The organism is Rossellomorea sp. NPDC071047, assembly GCF_050270195.1.
GTDB lineage: Bacteria > Bacillota > Bacilli > Bacillales > Bacillaceae_B > Rossellomorea.
On record NZ_JBNNJT010000007.1, the window covers coordinates 1 to 16,876 of the forward strand.

General features: G+C 43.0%; 15 protein-coding genes. 6 read left to right on the top strand and 9 right to left on the bottom strand.

Annotation, left to right across the window (positions count from 1 at the left end):
- The first annotated feature begins 457 nt into the window (after positions 1-457).
- Positions 458-1,741, top strand: a complete 1,284-nt coding sequence (kynU, locus tag ACQKFO_RS20365) for a kynureninase (RefSeq protein WP_427600616.1) — start codon at positions 458-460, stop codon at positions 1,739-1,741.
- Between the two features lie 25 nt (positions 1,742-1,766).
- Complete coding sequence (gene kynB, locus ACQKFO_RS20370; RefSeq protein ID WP_427600617.1) at positions 1,767-2,390, top strand: arylformamidase; 624 nt, start codon at positions 1,767-1,769, stop codon at positions 2,388-2,390.
- A gap of 173 nt (positions 2,391-2,563) precedes the next feature.
- Here the strand turns inward: kynB and ACQKFO_RS20375 are convergent, their stop codons facing one another.
- Complete coding sequence (locus ACQKFO_RS20375) at positions 2,564-2,656, bottom strand: putative holin-like toxin (protein WP_220154057.1); 93 nt, start codon at positions 2,654-2,656, stop codon at positions 2,564-2,566.
- Positions 2,657-2,919: 263 nt separating this feature from the next.
- Between ACQKFO_RS20375 and ACQKFO_RS20380 the strand changes: the two genes are divergently transcribed.
- Positions 2,920-3,060 (top strand): hypothetical protein, encoded by a 141-nt coding sequence (locus ACQKFO_RS20380; RefSeq protein ID WP_187443189.1) that lies wholly within the window; start codon positions 2,920-2,922, stop codon positions 3,058-3,060.
- A 182-nt stretch (positions 3,061-3,242) separates the two neighbouring features.
- On the opposite strand, the gene ACQKFO_RS20385 is transcribed toward ACQKFO_RS20380, so the two are convergent.
- A complete protein-coding gene (locus ACQKFO_RS20385; protein ID WP_427600618.1) occupies positions 3,243-5,495 on the bottom strand; it encodes a UvrD-helicase domain-containing protein in 2,253 nt (750 codons plus the stop codon).
- Positions 5,496-5,753: 258 nt separating this feature from the next.
- On the opposite strand from ACQKFO_RS20385, the gene ACQKFO_RS20390 reads away from it, so the two are divergent.
- A complete protein-coding gene (locus ACQKFO_RS20390) occupies positions 5,754-5,987 on the top strand; it encodes a hypothetical protein (RefSeq protein WP_427600619.1) in 234 nt (77 codons plus the stop codon).
- 903 nt (positions 5,988-6,890) lie between these two features.
- Here the strand turns inward: ACQKFO_RS20390 and ACQKFO_RS20395 are convergent.
- Entirely contained in the window at positions 6,891-7,436 is a 546-nt protein-coding gene (locus ACQKFO_RS20395) for a GNAT family N-acetyltransferase (RefSeq protein ID WP_427600620.1), read from the bottom strand.
- A gap of 176 nt (positions 7,437-7,612) precedes the next feature.
- Between ACQKFO_RS20395 and ACQKFO_RS20400 the strand changes: the two genes are divergently transcribed.
- On the top strand, positions 7,613-9,229 hold the full coding sequence (locus tag ACQKFO_RS20400; protein ID WP_427600621.1) for an amidohydrolase: 1,617 nt from the start codon (positions 7,613-7,615) through the stop codon (positions 9,227-9,229).
- Positions 9,230-9,324: 95 nt separating this feature from the next.
- On the opposite strand, the gene ACQKFO_RS20405 is transcribed toward ACQKFO_RS20400, so the two are convergent.
- Genes ACQKFO_RS20405 through ACQKFO_RS20415 form a run of 3 tightly spaced genes read right to left on the bottom strand, consistent with a single transcriptional unit; the run spans position 9,325 to position 13,041 of the window.
- The gene (locus ACQKFO_RS20405) at positions 9,325-10,458 is read right to left on the bottom strand and encodes a DEAD/DEAH box helicase (RefSeq protein WP_427600622.1); all 1,134 of its coding nucleotides are present in this window, start codon (positions 10,456-10,458) and stop codon (positions 9,325-9,327) included.
- A gap of 15 nt (positions 10,459-10,473) precedes the next feature.
- A complete protein-coding gene (locus ACQKFO_RS20410) occupies positions 10,474-11,820 on the bottom strand; it encodes an ATP-binding protein (RefSeq protein WP_427600623.1) in 1,347 nt (448 codons plus the stop codon).
- A gap of 60 nt (positions 11,821-11,880) precedes the next feature.
- Positions 11,881-13,041, bottom strand: coding sequence for a cation:proton antiporter (locus tag ACQKFO_RS20415; protein ID WP_427600624.1), 1,161 nt, complete (start codon positions 13,039-13,041; stop codon positions 11,881-11,883).
- Positions 13,042-13,223: 182 nt separating this feature from the next.
- Here ACQKFO_RS20415 and ACQKFO_RS20420 point away from each other — a divergent pair, with 182 nt between their 5' ends.
- On the top strand, positions 13,224-13,529 hold the full coding sequence (locus ACQKFO_RS20420) for an AbrB/MazE/SpoVT family DNA-binding domain-containing protein (protein ID WP_427600625.1): 306 nt from the start codon (positions 13,224-13,226) through the stop codon (positions 13,527-13,529).
- Positions 13,530-13,580: 51 nt separating this feature from the next.
- Here ACQKFO_RS20420 and thrB read toward each other — a convergent pair whose 3' ends face one another.
- Genes thrB through ACQKFO_RS20435 form a run of 3 tightly spaced genes read right to left on the bottom strand, consistent with a single transcriptional unit; the run spans position 13,581 to position 16,869 of the window.
- Positions 13,581-14,516, bottom strand: coding sequence for a homoserine kinase (gene thrB, locus ACQKFO_RS20425; RefSeq protein WP_427600626.1), 936 nt, complete (start codon positions 14,514-14,516; stop codon positions 13,581-13,583).
- Positions 14,513-15,574 carry a threonine synthase gene (gene thrC, locus ACQKFO_RS20430; protein ID WP_427600627.1) on the bottom strand — a complete coding sequence of 354 codons (1,062 nt, stop codon included), beginning with the start codon at positions 15,572-15,574 and terminating at the stop codon, positions 14,513-14,515. Before thrC ends, thrB begins: the two co-directional genes overlap by 4 nt.
- Positions 15,571-16,869, bottom strand: coding sequence for a homoserine dehydrogenase (locus ACQKFO_RS20435; protein ID WP_427600628.1), 1,299 nt, complete (start codon positions 16,867-16,869; stop codon positions 15,571-15,573). The genes thrC and ACQKFO_RS20435 overlap by 4 nt, the downstream gene beginning before the upstream one ends.
- Positions 16,870-16,876: the final 7 nt, after the last annotated feature.

The window sequence follows — 16,876 nt, forward strand, 5'->3', positions numbered from 1 at the left end:
GATTTGGTTTTTGTTTTTACTTCAGAAACAGTCTAACCAAATTAACCTACGATGTTACGAGTAAGGAGCTAGTTTTCGTTCATGATAACTCGGCTTCGCCTGCGGGGTCTCACCTCTCCCGCTTCTCCCGCAGGAGTCGAGCACCTTCCGCTCCAATCAACTTTTTAAGCATGAGTTTTCATTATAGCTAAATAAAACCAAAATATTTGAAGAAATCACTTCCCTATTTCTTTTTTAAAATTACTAGTAATTCAAATTTCTTAAGGGTGTTTTTTCTCCACTTATAAATTCTGTTATTAGAAACTCTTATAGATGGTGAGGGCAACTGACGTAAAACCACAGATTTCGATGAATAGAACCTACAAAAAACTTTATACTCTGATAGATCCAATAATTATTTTACTATTCAAATCATTTCGATTATCATTTTGGTAAGACTATTTAAGGTGGGATAGGGATGACAGATGGAGAGAAGTTGACGTTGGAGCATGCTAAAGAACTGGACAGGCAGGATTCATTGGCCCATTTCCGGAATGAATTTTACATAAAGGAAAATCACTATTATATGGATGGGAACTCCTTAGGCTTATTATCAAAACGGGCAGAGAAGTCGTTACTTACGTCATTGGAAGATTGGAAGGAACATGGGATCGACGGCTGGATGGATGGGCAGGAGCCCTGGTTCTATTACTCTGAGAAGCTTGGGGAAATGACTGCGCCTTTGATTGGGGCCGAAGAGGAAGAAGTGATTGTGACTGGTTCCATTACGACGAACCTTCATCAGTTACTCGCCACCTTCTATCAACCTGAAGGAAAACGAACCAAAATCTTAGCGGATGAATTGACTTTCCCGTCAGATATATACGCGATCCAAAGTCAGCTGGAGTTAAAAGGCTACACCCATGATGAACATCTGATTCAGGTAAAAAGCAGAGACGGATACACTTTAAGAGAGGAGGATATCATCAGGGATATGACGGATGATATCGCTCTGATTCTATTACCCTCCGTTCTCTATCGAAGCGGACAGCTCCTGGATATGAAGAGATTGACGAGTGAAGCCCATAAACGTGGCATTGTGATTGGATTCGATTTGGCACATTCGATCGGAGCTCTTCCTCATCAATTGCATGATGACGGAGTAGACTTTGCCGTGTGGTGCAATTACAAATATTTAAATAGCGGCCCGGGTGGTGTAGGCGGGTTATTTGTTCATAACAGGCATAAAGGGAAGAAACCTGGTCTTTCCGGATGGTTCAGCTCCCGTAAGGATAAACAGTTTGATATGGATCATACGCTGGCCCATGCAGATTCTGCAGGTGCCTTCCAAATTGGGACCCCTCATATCTTAAGCAGTGCTCCTTTACTCGGATCGCTGGAGTTATTTAAAGAAGCCGGCATTGAGAATCTGAGAATAAAATCCCTTTCTCTTACACGATTTATGATGGAACTATTTCAACAAGAACTTTCTCAGTATGGGTTTACAATCTGCAATCCACTTGAAGATGATCAGAGAGGCGGGCACATTAGTTTAAAGCATGAAGAGGCGGCAAGAATTTGTAAAGCCTTGAAGGTGAACAAAGTAACACCTGACTTCCGTTCACCAAATGTGATCCGACTAGCTCCGGTAGCTCTCTATTCTTCGTATGAAGATGTATGGGAGACCATCCGAATCTTGAAAACCATCATGGACAAGGAAGAATATAAGAAGTTTGAAAATACGCGGAACGTTGTAGCGTAACTTCTTTTAGAAAGGATGAGATCGTTTGAAGATCATTGATATTTCCCGCCCGTTGCACAATGATACTCCTGTCTGGCCAGGGGACACTCCCTTTTCTTTCTCATTGAATTGGACAAAGGAGGAAACAGGGTCCGTGAATGTGGGTCAGCTTACGATGAGTTCTCATACCGGAACCCACGTAGATGCCCCTTTCCACTTTGACCAAGATGGAAAAAGGATATTGGATCTGCCATTAGAGAGGTTCATGGGACCGGCCATCGTCGTATCGGTGGAGGATGCTGCAGAAATAAGCAGTGAACTAATGGATGAGGTTGACTTTTCAGGAGTTAAGAAGGTGCTTTTCAAGACGAATGCCTGGAAGAATCACGAGCAGTTTCCTGAACGCATTCCTCATATTGCGAAAGGGCTCGCACCTTTTTTGAAGGAAAAAGGAATTGATTTGATTGGAGTGGACCTTCCTTCAGTGGATCCATTGGATAGTAAGGATCTTACTGCTCACCATTCATTACGACAATATGACATCGGAATATTGGAAGGGATTGTCCTTGACCACGTAGAGCCTGGACGGTATGAACTGGTGGCTCTGCCCCTCCCTCTTAAAGAAGGAGATGGATCTCCCGTCCGAGCCATTTTAATGGATCGAACTTGATAAGATTCCTTTACAGGTTTTCCCTTCATTTTGTATAATAGAATAGAAAAGTTCATTGATAAAATACAGAGTCCTGGCTGCCACCAGAACTCTGACAGTATACATTGCCGTGAGCAATTTATCCTTAATAAGATAGAAGTAACCTTTCCCTTGCAGTTGTCATAGTGGGTGGGTTACTTCTTTTTTTGTTGCGTGACTGCGATTATTGCTACTGTTAATGTACCAAAGGCAATCATCAATTGTAGTACGTCTGCCGTTTCGATCATTCCTGCTCATCACCTCCCATCTTAAGGGAGCTGCCTCTTGCCCACCCAGCTATGTACACCGTACATTTATTTTAACACAAAAACGAACGTATGTTCTATAATTATGAGCATATTTAGAAAATAGTTCCTTTTTACTGAATTGATTCTGCCTATAAATTATATTAAATCGCATATATTGCCTCCTTCTATTCATAGACTAACGATATAGATGTTTAAATTGATGAAAATTGGACCATAGCTAATTTTAAAAAGGAGGCGGCGCAATGGGAATCACAATCACTTTGGGTTTAATCGTGATGCTTGGAATGATTTTGGGTATTCTAATTTATTTCTTAAGACAAGCTTTGGATTCAAATGATTCGAAAAAAATCGACTCTCATGACCATGATCATTTTTCGCAATGATGACTTGATCTTTTAATGACCGCTAGCGTAATTTGTCATTTTTTTGTAGAATGGTCGATATCTTGAAAATACGGTTGATAAAATGAAAGAACAGTTGATAAATCTTAATAACTGTTGATATCTTTACGGTCAGAAAAGCAAAAAGCCCGCACGTCCTGTCTTCCAGGACGCCCGGGCTCTTTTTATTCAGTGATTTCCTTTTCGCCAAGCTTCATTGGACTTGAGCAAAGGGGACAAACCTTGGATTCCGTATCCTCATGGGTTTCCGGTCTCTGCCAGGCAATGCACTTGCTATTTGTGCAAATCCAGGCCAAGATCTTACTCACCTTCCCAGTCCTCGCCTTTTTAGTTGTCTTCGGCTGATCAGTGTGGGGTGTATTCGTAAATAAATCTGCAATAAAACGGGAGCATTTCCGCTGTTCACCTTGATAATAGGCTGGAGAAGAAATAAACAATTTCTCTTTAGCCCTCGTGATGGCTACATACGCGAGCCGCCTTTCTTCCTCTACTGCACTCAATGCCTTTTCTTTTTGATTCGGATCTTTATATACCTTATCTTCAAGCTTATTGGCATTCAGCGCTGAGCTGTGGGGAAGGTTTCCTTCGATCGCACCGATCAAAAACACGACGGGGAACTCCAGGCCTTTGGAACGGTGAATCGTCATTAACGATACGCTGTTTGTATTCTTTTTTTGACTTTGATTTGAATATATTTCTTCATATTTTGCCTTCATTTCATCAATGAAGGTAATAAAACTCGAAATCGTATCAAAGCGTTTCGCCGATCCTTCAAGCTCGTCCAGCATTTCTTTAATGAGTTCCTTCTGTTCTGTTACCACATGTGATTCCTGTGCATCGATGTATTGATGATAGAACTCTTTCCTGATCCGTTTGATCGCAGCTTCAGGTGACTGGTCTCCGATCGATTTTAGAAATTTCATCCGTTCTTTTATATTCTTTACCTGAAACGGCTTCAATCCCGATAATGTCGTTAAATGGATGAGAGGATATTTCTTCCTCTCTTTACGATCTTCCTCGCGAATATGAGCCATCCCCCGGTCCCTTCTTATAAATAAAGTCGGCAGCAGGGATTCCATGGCTGAAAAGTTCCTTGGAACAATCGATAACCGCAAGTAATCCACCACCGGTTTCACCGTCCAGTTTTCATAGAAGAGGGAATCCTTTTGATTATAAGGCGTGAAAGGAATCTCTTTTAATAGCAGTTGCTCAAAGACTGCCCGCCCGCTGCTCATGGTGCGGTGAAGAATCGTCATATCCCCATATGTATAGCCTTCTCCCATTAACCGCTGAATTTCTTCTGTGATCCACACGGCCTCTTCATCTGCGGTAGCCGGTCTTGAATAAAGCGGCTTTTGCCCTTCCACCTTAGTGGCGATAAGCTCTTTAACACGACGGTGTTCATTCTGTCCGATCACTTTATTACCCAACCCGATGATATAGGCATCGGACCTGTAATTCTCTTTCAAAGTTACAACCTTTGCATCCGGGAACTCTTCATCAAAATCCAAAATAAATTCGTTTCTGGCGCCGTTGAAGGTGTAGATGGTTTGATCATCATCCCCTACTACGAACAAGTTTCGATGAGCCGCAATCAACTTCATAAGCTCATATTGCACAAGATTCGTATCCTGGAATTCATCGACCATCACGTACTGGAAACGGTGCTGAAGAGATGTCAAGAGGTTAGGATTCGAAAGTAATAATTGATATGCCTCTGTCAAAATATCATCGAAATCCATTTTATGATTCATCCGCTTCCACTCTTCATATTTTAAGAGAATGTCACGGACTTCTTTTTCTGATTTTGATTTCTGAGGAAGATCCCTGATATCTTTTTGGTTCAACTTATAATGAGAGAGTTTTGCGAGGAGCGTCTCTGCATCATAAGGATCATATATCTTCATTTCTCTCTGAATCTGCTTTAAGATAATTTGTTTATAGCGCTCGTTCCCGACCACTTCTTGTGTGTAATGCCGAGATCTCAATAAGTAAAGGAACAGGGCATGAAACGTACTGGCATGAACCTGTCCGCCAGCTTCCGTCCCCGGCAGACTTGAAATCCTCTGCTTCATTTCCTCCGCCGCCTTCTTTGTAAAGGTCACGAGTAAAATATTCCTCGGCTGAATATTTTTCACAGTCATCAGGTAGCCTGCCCGGCAAACGAGGACCGTCGTCTTTCCAGTCCCTGCACCAGCCAGGGTTAAGCATGGGCCCTCGACATGGCGCACAGCCTCTATCTGAGAAGCATTCAAATGAATGCCTGCCTCCTCCATCGTCCGAAAGAAAAAAGCATCCTCTTCATGGGAGGATATCAGCTGTTTCGTCGTGTCTCCCTTATGGAGTGGTGCTACCGGAATTTCCTTCTTTTCCGCTTCATATGGATAAATAGAATAGTTGGTTAATACTTTATTCAAAGCTCATTCTCCTAGCTTTTCTTTACGATTCATAACCTTCTCATCATAACAAGAGCCCTTCAAAAATAGCAATGACAATCTCAGGATGATAGGGATAGACTACTGGATATGTAAATACTGTTAAACGATTGTTTAATCCCTTGAACCCTAGTAGAATAAATGTTTTGAAGAACTAATCAAACGTTTGTTTAAATTGGATATGCTCCCCGGGGATTAACATATTGAAAGAAAAGGTAATAGAACATTAGGTGATAAATGATGAATCTAACAAAATGGGGCTTTACCCGCTTCAACAGCATAAAGGCAGAATTCGATCACTTCCCCCACTCCCTTGTCATCCTCAGGAAAATCAGAAACTATTACTTCGTAAATAAAGTTCACTGGTCCCAACTCGATCCCGTGGTGGAAACACATCACCTCGAAGAAATGGAACTGCTTGTGAACAGGGAGCTGGATTTGGAGAAGTACTATCTTAATAGAAGGTTGGATTAATGACAGTTTTTCCGCCCAATTCATGAATTTATTTTTAATGAGAGAGGAACAACGGGCTATTCCTATGTAGAATGCCTGCTTTTGAAGTTACGTTCTATCCTTTTGTCTAATGATTTTTAGTGTTTTGCCTATCTACTCCTTATTCTTATAAGTGACAAATAATGAAGAAGCACAGAGTGGATTGGAGCGGAAGGCGCTCGACTCCTGCGGGAAAAGCGGGAAAGTTGAGACCCCACAGGGCAAAGCCCGAGGAGGCTCAACTCACGCCCCGCGGAAAGCGAGCGCCTGCAGCGGAAAGGAACGGTCTAGGTATTGTAGAATGTACTTTTTAGGACTAATAAAAATGATTTTCAAAAAACAAGAAAGATTGAGATAAAGTAAGATAACCGACTATTTCATCGTTAAAAACAGCCCAAATCGCATTATATTGATTATTCTGAACATTTGCATTAATTTTAGAATTTGTTAATATATAATTAATAAAAGATTTACAAACACAAACTTTAAAGGAAGGCGTGATTCCAATGAAGTAAGCTAGCAAAGCATGTCAGCATCACATCTCGCTTTGAGATCGGCCCGTGAAAACTGATTTCAAGATGTGTGGATATGCGGGAATGCGCAATCTTATTTCAGGAGATGATTCCAATGAAGAGTGTCAGCGAAGCATGCTAACATCATGGTACGCAAGAAGATAGCCCGTGAAAACTATCTTCGTAACATGTGGGCGTGTGGGAAAATCAGCGGCAAGAGAAAATAAACTAAATAATACATGCAATACCATTAATTCAAAGAATGTTAAGTATGTGTATTAGTAAGAAAGGATAGTAAAGTTAATTGAATAAGGTTTACTTAAGTTAAGGCGCTGTTTATGTGATATAGGCATAAGCAGCGTCTTAAATTTGGTTAAAACTCTTCTTTTAACAGGGAACAAACAGCTGCATCACAAAAGATACCTTTTTCAAATGCTGCTTTTCTCAATATTCCTTCGAACATAAACCCTGCTTTTTCAAGACATTTCTTTGAAGCCGTGTTCTCCGGATCATAAAAAGCTTCTATCCGATTAAGGGACATTTCTTCAAACCCGTACTTCAAGGTAGGTCTTAACACCTCTGACATGACCCCTTGCCTCCAATAATCTGGATGAACCTCAAATCCTACCTCGGCTTTAAAGTGTTCTTTTTCCCACTGATGAAAACCGCAGCTTCCAATGATTTCGTCTGTTTCTTTTAAAGCAATCCCCCATCTGATTCCTTCATTTTCGTGAAACCTCCCGTTCCATCTGTTGATGATTTCAATGGCTTGTTTTTCCTCTTTAAACGATTCTAGATCATAGTATCGAGTGACGTCATCTTTTGAAAAATAGTCAAATACTTGGGGAGCATCTCCCTCTTCCATCTTTCTTAAGCGGAATCTTTCTGTTTCAAGCACCGGAAAGGTTCTTGTCAGCATAATCATTCTCCTTTTCTTCTTGTTCTCTTTTACTATTCAACATAGTATTTTTTAATGCCTTCTTGAAAATTGAATTTCTCATAAAAACTTATTCTCGTAATCAAAAGCATTGGTTTGTATTCTTTCCTTATTCTGGTTACAATCGATTTAAATAGCTGAAAAGGATTGGAGAAGCGATGTTGGATCATAAAGCTCATAAAATCATTGTAAGTAAAGCCATATTTACCGGAAATGCTTTATCCCCTTTTGATGGGTTCATTGCCGTTCGGGATGACAGTATTATTGGAGTTGGTCCCCGCCCAGAGATGGTAAGCTTTATAGGACCATCGACAGAAACATGGGATGTTGGAAACCGCCTCGTGACGGCAGGGTTTCATGATTTTCATCTTCATTTGTTTTTAGGGGCAATGTTCGAGGGTTTCTGCCAGCTGACATTCGGTCATTCAGAAGAAGCAACAGCGAAAATGGTAGCGCAGTATGCAATGGACCACCCGAACGATGAATGGGTCCTTGGATTCGGCTGGCATCACGTACGCTGGCCTGGTCAGACTCTTCCCTCCCGTCACTCTCTGGATCAGTACATTCCCCACCGTCCTGTTGTGCTTCTGAATGAAGAAGCTCATAGCGCCTGGCTGAATACAGCTGCCCTTCAGAAATTAGGAATTCACCGTGATACACCCGAGCCTCCTTTTGGAAAGATTGAAAAAGACGATCATGGGGAGCCGACCGGCTTTTTGTACGAAACGGCCGTTCAGTATGTAATAGAAGCTTTCTCGTTTGATGAAAAAGTGAAAACCAGGCTCTTGAACGGGATGTTGGCAAAGACTTCATCCTTCGGCATTACCTCTGTTTCCGATATGCTTCCTCTTCCTGGATATACTTTGGGGGATCCAGCTTTTTATAGGACCTTTGAGGAAAAAGGAAAGCTGACTTCGAGAATTCATTTTTTGGACGTTTTGGACGGAAACCTTGAGCGTGGTATTCAATTCAGGGAAAAGTATCAATCCGATAAACTTCAATTTTCCGGCTTGAAGCAGTTCCTGGATGGGGTCCCCCTCACCTATACCGGCTTTTTACTTCAGCCGTACTTTGACCGTCCTTCTGAAACAGGCGGCACCATCTATGATCCTCAGGTGTACCAAGAATGGATTGATGATGCTGACCGGGAAGGTTTCAGGATTCGCCTGCACGCATGTGGAGACGCTGCGGTCCGGTTGGGCCTGGATTTGTATGAGCATGCCCGGAGCGTAAATGGCCTACGGGACTCCCGCCATACAATCGAGCATATTGAAGTTTGCGATCCAAGTGACTTCGATCGGTTTGAGAAATTAGGTGTCATTGCATCCATTCAGCCTGAACACCTGACATCAGGGTCCATGGATTCGCATGCCTATTTAGACAGGCTGGGTCCTCTGAGGGCTCGATTCACCTGGCCGATTGGATCCTTGCAGAATCATAGGGCCAGAATCGCGTTCGGAACGGACTTTCCGATTGTGGACCTGAATCCCATGCTTGGTCTTTACCGGGCGGTTACCAGAAAGCATGAGGACGGAACTCCTCTAGGCGGCTGGAATCCTGATGAAAAAATTTCATTAGCACATGCATTGATTCATTATACGAAATCCCCTGCCTACGGAAACTTCAGAGAGCATGATTTAGGAACGATCGAAGCCGGAAAGAAAGCGGATTTAGTCGTCTTGGACCGTAATCTCTTTGAAGGGAAAGCAGAGGAAATCCTGGAAACTGGTGTTTGGATGACTATGATGGATGGTAACGTTGTATATGGGAGATAGGGTTAAAATTTTGGGTGGGTAGACATCACCACATCCAGTCAAAAAAACAGAGGTCCGTCCCTCAAACACCGGGGACGGACCTCTAACTATTTATCTTATTTTTGTTCGGGTGCTTGAAGTCCCCCGCCTCGAATGGTTTTTTCTTGGAATGGGAGGTTGAGTTCTTTGCTCAGTTTCTCGAGGAAGCTCAGTTCGCGTTTGGATACGAGGCAGATGACAGTTCCTTCCGCCCCCATGCGTCCGGTTCTTCCTGAGCGGTGAATGTACTGTTTCGTATCGCTTGGGAAGTCGTAATGGACAACGTGTGTGACGTCTGTGATATCAAGACCACGTGCTGCGACGTCTGTTGTCAGAAGCATGGACACTTTTCCTGAACGGAAGCGATCCAGTGATTGCTTACGCTCCATCTTGTTCGATTCCCCTGCCAGTACTTCCAGTTCGACTCCCTTATACTTCAGTTTTTCTTCTATTTCAGAAAGCTTCTCCAGTTGATTGAAGAATACAAGTGCTTTGATTTCTTTGAAGTAAGAGATACTTCTTAGAGCTTCCATTTTGTCTCTCAGCTCGCTGTACACATACACATGATCTACTTTCGGGTTATCTAGATTCGCTTCCATTTTCACGATTTCATGGTTTTGCAATAGTGATTCCGCTACGTTCTCAGTTTCGTCTGATAAAGTCGCAGAGAAGAATAGAACCTGGCGCTCTTTTAAAGTGGCTTTGATGATATCCTTCACTTCACGGATATGTTCTGATGAGATCATTAGGTCGAACTCATCGACGACGATGGTTTTCACTTCATGCATCTTCAGTTTTTTCATTTTCATCAGTTCAATCAGGCGACCCGTTGTTCCCACTACTATATGTGGCTTTTTCTTTAGCTTCTCGACTTGCTTTTTAATGTTTGCTCCTCCAATGAAGGCAGCACTCGTAACGTCTGTTCCCTTCGCCCATTTCTGGATTTCCTGGTGGATTTGCATGACAAGCTCCCTTGATGGAGCAAGTATTACAGCTTGAGCCTGTTTTCTTGATGGATCAATGGCTTGGATGATCGGAAGTAGATACGCAAGCGTCTTCCCCGTTCCAGTAGGCGATTCACAAACAACATCTTTCCCCGCCATGATGAGAGGTACCACACGCTCCTGTACAGGAGTTAAAGAAGTGAATCCTGATTCTTCCCAGTTTTTTTGAATTGATGGGGTATTGATAATAGTTGAAATTGAGTTCATGCTATTAGTCCTTTCTTAATCGGCAGAGGCAGCAGGAATCTCTTCTTCCACTATCGGCAAGCTGATTTCCACTGCAGTTCCTTTTTCTTTTTCACTTTGAAAGTGTATTTGTCCTTTATGTCGTTCAATGATCTTTTGGCAGACGGCCAGTCCCAGACCCGTCCCTTTTTCTTTCGTTGAATAAAATGGTTCCCCAAGGTGGCCGATTCTCTCCTGTTCCATGCCTACGCCGTTATCGGCAACGATAACATTGGCGTCATCGCCTCGGTTGATCAATGTAATTGAAACATTTCCATCCTTGTTTTCAGGTATCGATTCAACTGCATTTTTAATGATGTTAATGAACACTTGCTTGAGCTGGTTTCCTTCACCCAATACGTACAAAGGTTTTTCCGCCAGGTTTTTATATTGAATGGATACATTATCAAGATGAGCCTGTGCTTCCATCAGTACCAGTACTTGTTTCAGGATATCCTCCAATTTTTCACGACGCAGGTCGAACTCCTGCTGTTTACCCAGTATCAGCATCTCCCCTGAGATCAAGTCTATCCGATCGACTTCAGACAGCATGATATCCAGATGATCATGGTTGATTCGATTGCTGATTTGCATAAGCTGGATGAACCCTTTAAGGGACGTAAGGGGATTGCGGATTTCATGTGCGACAGCCGCAGCCAGCTGTCCAATGACAGAAAGCTTTTCGGATGCTATCACCATTTCTTCATTTTCCCGCAGGAGTGTGATATCCCTTGCAATGGCAAACATTCCCGTCACTTTTCTATTAACAATAATCGGTACAAGGGAACAGCGGAGTATTTTCCGGTTGTTATTGGCTAAATGAATGGTCGTTTCAAAGGTTGACGCCCAGCCTTTGAAGGTCTGGAAGAAGTACTCCGTTACTCTTTTCATCTCGACTTCATCCAAAAATTTACTGAATTTCACTTCTTTCAACTCTTCATGAGTTGATTCCAGCAATCCTTCAGCTTCAGAGTTCACAGATACCACATTGCCATCCAGGCTAAGCTCTAAGACTGCATCCGGATTTTGTTCAAATAGTGAATGATAATGCTGATTCCTTATTTGGAGCTGTTTCTCTTTTTTCTTTAACTTTTCATTCGAAATTATTAATTCACTGGTTCTCCGATACACCAATAAAAAAATGATCATTCCTGTTACAAGTGTAAATAACCAGCCTTTATAACGCTGAAAATAAATATACATGCTGAGTTTTTCATGAGCGAGGATCATGGAAAAATAGTCGGATAATATAATCCACAGGATACCTAATAATACGTAGGTGACGGAAATTTTCAAGGCAATGTCTTTTGCTTGTTTCATCGTTGATGGTTCACCTAAATTCAAAATAGTCTTTCTCCTATGGTTTCTCAGTTCTTACCAATTTATCATAAATTCTTTGAAGACTTATTTTCCTTTCAAGAAGAAAGTCGTCAAAGGGTAAATTCCAATGCTTTGTATGATGAGAGAAAACAGTATGACTCCAAATGTCAAGGAGTGGAGCAGCTGAGGACCTTGTCCATCTATACTTAATAATAAGGCAACAGACATGGTTCCTTTAATACCGGACCAAGTTAAGATGAATACTTCCTTCCATCCGTACTTTCTTCTCCAATTTTTTCTCACTTTGACTACACCAATAATAATAACATAGCGAACCACCAAGGAGAGAATAAATAGGAAGAAGATCCAACCGATTAATGAGAAAGACAAATACTGTGTCGCCTGGATCCCTATTAATAGGAATAAAAAGGTTAGAATGGTCGGTTCCATGACGGTCCAGAAACCATCCAGATCCCTTCTAAAATGATGTTCCTTAATTGTTCTTCCGTATTCATACGAAAGCATGATCCCTGAGAATACAGTAGCCAGTACGCCTGAGACACCAAGCTCTTCCCCTATATAAAAGCTTCCATAAGCAAGAATGATGCTAAGCATGATCTGATATCTGGAATCAGTTGTGAAGTGGATGGCTTTACTCGCCAGCCAACCGAGCGACACACCAATGGCAATGCCTCCTAAGGAAACCAATAGAAATTCCAAAAGAAATGAAGGCACTGAAATGGACTCTTCGCCAAAGTAGACTCCTGCGACAACCGTAAAGAGCACGATGCTTGTACCATCATTGATCATTGACTCACCTTCTACAACATCTGCTATGTCCTGATGACTGGAAGATTCCTTTAAGATAGATACAACAGAAACAGGATCCGTAGGCGTCAGAATCGTTGCGATTAATAGAGCCTCTATAAATGAAATGGAAAGCCATGGATGCAAACCGTAATAAAAAAGCAGGCTCATCAGAAGGGTCGTAATGATAATTCCCACTGTACTAAGGATAGAAATGATTCCAACATGTTTTTTTAAGGCCTTTGTTGAAAATTGATAGGCAGAAATAAATAATAAGGATGGCAGAAACCATTCAAAGATAATATCTTTCGTCAATTTGACGTCAGAAAAAGCAGGTACGTACGACAGCCCTATTCCAAATAGAAGTAAAACTACTGGAACAGGTACATTCTTTTTCTTTTTATCAATGGTAAAAACACTGTAGCCGATTACAAGCAAAAACAGAATTTGGATTGGATCGATGATTCACACCTCCATTCTAGGGTTCATACCTTTTTATTCCACTGAACATCCTTCATTTAAACACACCCCAACCTTCTTCCTATTTTTTCAAAATTGTGTTTATTTTTCATATAAGAGGAAAAAAGAGAAGCAATGATAGTGAAAGAAGGTGATGCTACATGTTAAGCACGATGTATGGTAGCAAAACATTCAGTAAGAGCGGTACGATTACCCTTCCCCACAAATGGCGAGAACAGTTTGGACTCATCCCAGGAAGACTTGCAGAACTCATCTACCAAAACAACTGTATATATATTAAGCGAGCGGTCAAAGACTCTACTCATAACAAGCGCTACGTCTCAGAAAAAGGAACCGTCCACATCCCTAAAGAACTCCGGGAAGAAATGGGCATGACCCATCAATCACCCTATTATCTGATTGTAAATGAAACAGAAAATTGTTTTATGATTTCAATAGAAAAATAACCATAAAAACCTGGATTTCCCCCACCAAACAAGGTCCGTCCCTCGCATGTTTCAAAGCGACGAGGGACGGACCTTTGGTTGTTCGATGGTGATGCTGCTTCCTGATGGGGAGATGGATAGTTTGCGGACGTTCATGCTCGGGAAGGACTGTTCCAGCTGCCGTGCGAGCCATTCACTTGCTTCCCGTTCCACGAAGCAGGCAATCGTCGGGCCGGCACCGCTTAAGGCGACACCGAATGCCCCGAAACGGCCCGCCACCTCTTCTACTGCATCGTAGTGAGGAAGCAGCTTTCTTCGGTGGGGCTGATGATACCTGTCCCGCTTCATCATTTTCCCAACCGTTTCCCAGTCCCCCGTTAGAAAAGCCGCCACCAAAACGTTTGAAATCGCTCCGGCTTCCACGGATTCTTCAAAGGAAAGACTCTCAGGGAGTACATTTCGGGAATCCGATGTTTTCAGTTCAGCTTTTGGAATCACGCATACCACATCAATAGGAAGATCAGGAACCGATAAAAGACTTACACCCTTTTCATGCTGACAGCTGACTACAAACCCGCCATATAGTGAAGCTCCCACGTTATCGGGATGACCTTCGAATCGATTTGCCAGTGCCAGTTTCTTTTCTTGTGACAGATTCAACTCACAGAGGGCATTGGCAAGCTCAACGCCTGCGACAACCGCTGCTGCGCTTGAGCCTAACCCTCTCGTTAATGGAATGTCACTGGATACGTAGAGGTGACAAGGAGAAGGCTTCTTCCCATAGTCAGCCGCCACCTCTTTCACGACCTCTACTATAAAATGTGTCTCATCAGTCGGAAAGACCTCCAGGGCAGAAGAAAGGGGAATTACTTGCCAATCTTCCGCTTCATGTACCTCTACGGTTAAAAATACATTTAAAGCCAAACCCAGAGAATCGAACCCTGCGCCTAAATTGGCTGTGCTTCCAGGGACAATGATCTTCCAGGAGCGGGGGTCACGTCTTTTCATACGCCAATGGTCCCTTTGATATAGTCCTTCACCATTTCACGATCGTTTGGCAATTTCACCGGTGTGACCGGACTGCATTCCATGGCCGTAACCGGATCCTTTAAACCGTTACCTGTCAGCACCGCCACTACTTTTGATCCTTCTTTGATCAACCCTTTATCCAATGATTTCTTTATGCCTGCAATGGATGCACATGAAGCGGGCTCGGCAAAGATTCCTTCTTTACTTGCAAGCAGCTGATAAGCCTCCAGAATTTCGTCATCGGTTACTTCATCAATATGTCCGTTTGATTCCTCCAGCGCATCGATTGCTAATGTCCAGCTTGCCGGGTTCCCGATTCGGATCGCAGTGGCAATCGTTTCAGGTTGAGGAAACACCCTGTCATGGACCAGGGCTGCTGCTCCCGACGCTTCAAAGCCAAACATTCGTGGTAAAGTTGAAGCTTTAAGATTGTGATATTCCTTGAAGCCTTTCCAGTATGCCGAAATATTCCCTGCATTACCGACAGGGATCGCAAGCACATCAGGGGCTTCCCCCAATCCATCAATGACTTCAAAAGCTGCTGTTTTCTGTCCTTCCAATCGATATGGATTCACTGAATTCACAAGAGTGACAGATTCGGTTTTACTCAACTCACGGACGATTTCGAGGGCTTCATCAAAATTCCCTTCGATTGAGATGATTTCTGCACCATACATGACAGCTTGAGCCAATTTCCCTTGAGCAATTTTCCCCTCTGGGATGACCACGATGCATTTGATTCCTGCCCTTGCTGCATATGCTGCGGCTGAAGCAGAGGTATTTCCGGTAGAGGCGCAAATGACCGTCGAACTGCCTGCCTCGACCGCTTTGGCAACGGCGAGAACCATTCCGCGATCTTTAAAGGAGCCGGTTGGATTTGCTCCCTCAACCTTTACATTCAACTCGATGCCCCATTCCCTGGACAGCGTTTTTAATTCAACCAAGGGAGTATTCCCTTCGTTTAACGTTAAAAGTGGAGTGTCATCATTCAATGGAAGATGCTCCCGATATTGTTCCAGTAACCCTTTCCATCTCATCCTTTATCTCCCCCTTCTACACGGTATGAACTTTTAATCGAATGAACTGCTTCATAATCCTTCAGCTCCATCAAAATGTCTTCGTAATGATCAAGAGATGCTTTATGGGTCACAAGGACAATTTCAGCAAACTCATCACTGTCTAACGGATTCTGCAAAATCTTCTCGAAACTGACGCCGTGATTCGAGAAGATGGAAGTGAGTTTTGCTAAAACTCCTACTTCATCCTGAACGTGCAGACGCAAGAAATATTTTGAATGAATTTCATTCCGTTCTTTTAATTTTTTAGGGAATTGCGGGTTCACCGCACTTTTACCCGTGACTCCCAATCTCATATTCTTCATAATTCCTACCATATCTGATACGACGGCTGTGGCAGTTGGAAGACTTCCTGCCCCCGGCCCGTAAAACATCGTTTCACCAACCGCTTCCCCATATACATACACAGCGTTATATTCATCATGAACGGATGCGAGTGGATGTTCATTTTGCAGCAGCGTGGGCTCCACGCTCACTTCAACACTCTCTCCTTCACGGTGGGCATAGCCGATGAGCTTCATTGTGTAGCCAAATTGCTCGGCATATTGGATGTCATCACCCGTCACTTCCGTAATACCTTTCACTTTCACATCGGCTAAATCGACGTTCATGGAAAACCCTAACGTTGAAAGAATCGCCATCTTTCTCGCTGCATCCAAGCCGCCTACATCTGCCGTCGGATCCGCTTCTGCATAGCCTAACTCCTGTGCTTCCTTGAGAACATCATCGAAGGTCCGTCCCTCTTTCGTCATCTTCGTCAAGATAAAATTCGTTGTTCCGTTGACGATCCCCATCATTTTCGTGATGCGATCGGAAGCAAGGCCATCTACTAAACTTCTTAAAATCGGGATTCCCCCTGCGACGCTTGCTTCGTAGAATAGGTCGCATCCGTTTTCTGAGGCAGCCCTTAGTAATTCCGGTCCATGAAGGGCCATGAGATCCTTGTTTGCCGTTACGACATGCTTCTTCTGGTGCAGTGCATGGAGGAGATGTTCCTTCGTCGCTTCGATTCCTCCCATTACCTCGACCACAATATCAATTTCAGGATCAAACAGGACTTCCTCAGGATTTAAGGTCAGTATGCTGTTTTCCATTTCCAGTCCTCTATCTTTTTCTAAATCCTGAACAAGGGCTTTTTTCACCTTCACAGGGCAGCCGATTTGATGGGACAGTTTATCCTGATGATTCTCCACAATCTTCACCACTCCGGCTCCCACCGTTCCGAGTCCTAAAAGTCCGATTGAAATTGATTCCATAAGCCGA

Excerpts from the sequence above, each read along its gene's own strand:
- kynU (WP_427600616.1), top strand. The coding sequence starts at position 458 with ATGACAGATGGAGAGAAGTTGACGTTGGAGCATGCTAAAGAACTGGAC.
- ACQKFO_RS20375 (WP_220154057.1), bottom strand. The coding sequence starts at position 2,656 with ATGATCGAAACGGCAGACGTACTACAATTGATGATTGCCTTTGGTACA.
- ACQKFO_RS20380 (WP_187443189.1), top strand. The coding sequence starts at position 2,920 with ATGGGAATCACAATCACTTTGGGTTTAATCGTGATGCTTGGAATGATT.
- ACQKFO_RS20390 (WP_427600619.1), top strand. The coding sequence starts at position 5,754 with ATGAATCTAACAAAATGGGGCTTTACCCGCTTCAACAGCATAAAGGCA.
- ACQKFO_RS20395 (WP_427600620.1), bottom strand. The coding sequence starts at position 7,436 with ATGCTGACAAGAACCTTTCCGGTGCTTGAAACAGAAAGATTCCGCTTA.
- ACQKFO_RS20400 (WP_427600621.1), top strand. The coding sequence starts at position 7,613 with ATGTTGGATCATAAAGCTCATAAAATCATTGTAAGTAAAGCCATATTT.
- ACQKFO_RS20405 (WP_427600622.1), bottom strand. The coding sequence starts at position 10,458 with ATGAACTCAATTTCAACTATTATCAATACCCCATCAATTCAAAAAAAC.
- ACQKFO_RS20420 (WP_427600625.1), top strand. The coding sequence starts at position 13,224 with ATGTTAAGCACGATGTATGGTAGCAAAACATTCAGTAAGAGCGGTACG.
- thrB (WP_427600626.1), bottom strand. The coding sequence starts at position 14,516 with ATGAAAAGACGTGACCCCCGCTCCTGGAAGATCATTGTCCCTGGAAGC.
- thrC (WP_427600627.1), bottom strand. The coding sequence starts at position 15,574 with ATGAGATGGAAAGGGTTACTGGAACAATATCGGGAGCATCTTCCATTG.
- ACQKFO_RS20435 (WP_427600628.1), bottom strand. The coding sequence starts at position 16,869 with ATGGAATCAATTTCAATCGGACTTTTAGGACTCGGAACGGTGGGAGCC.